1 protein-coding gene and 1 pseudogene are annotated in these 669 nt (G+C 67.1%); both read left to right on the forward strand.

Features of this window, described 5'->3' with window-relative positions; translation table 11 throughout:
* Nucleotides 1-301 (forward strand): DUF3526 domain-containing protein (locus tag J7360_RS20460; RefSeq protein ID WP_209034673.1); only part of this gene is annotated, 301 nt, incomplete at its 5' end.
* 85 nt (nucleotides 302-386) lie between these two features.
* Nucleotides 387-669, forward strand: a pseudogene (locus J7360_RS21700) (TonB-dependent siderophore receptor); the annotation flags it as partial.

Genomic DNA, 669 nt, shown 5'->3' on the forward strand with positions numbered 1-669 from the left:
TGAGAATGGCGACCAGCAGGTGGCGCCGCAGGTGGCAGCGTATCGCCAGGGGCTGCAGCGTCGCGAAGCGTTGGCGCAACGCGTGGCCAGCGTGCTGCCGCCGGTTGCGTTGCAGGCGGCGTTGACGCGCCTGGCCGGCACCGATCTGCAGGCACAGCTGGCGTATCAGGATCGCATTCGGGCCTATCACCGGGCGCTGCGCACGTTCTACTACGGCTATCTGTTCCGCGACCGCCCGTTCACGCGCGACGATTTCGGGCGAGCGCCACGTTTTGAAACAACGGCCGGCCCTGCTTCATAGCGGTCTCCGCGCTTCACCTTTTGCCTTGCGTCTTTTACTTGCGCCACGGACAGACTGCACCGGGGAGCTTCAGGAGTTCTGCCCGATGCACGTGTTCCCGCGCCGCCGCATGCTGCACGCGCTGCCTTTGCTCAGCCTGCTGGCCTGCGCCTGCGGCATTGCCTGCGCGCAGGCTGCGCAGTCGCAGGCGCGCGACCTGGATGCGGTGCAGGTGCGCAGCCAGTACACGCCTTACCGCGCGCTGAGCATTACCGGTGCCACCAAGACCGATGCGCCGCTGCGTGATCTGCCGATCAGTGCGCGGGTACTCGACCGGACCTTGCTCGAAGATGCGGGTGTCACCGATCTGGCTGGCGCGCTGGAGCTGG

It is taken from the genome of Xanthomonas sp. D-99, assembly GCF_017746145.1.
GTDB lineage: Bacteria > Pseudomonadota > Gammaproteobacteria > Xanthomonadales > Xanthomonadaceae > Xanthomonas > Xanthomonas cissicola.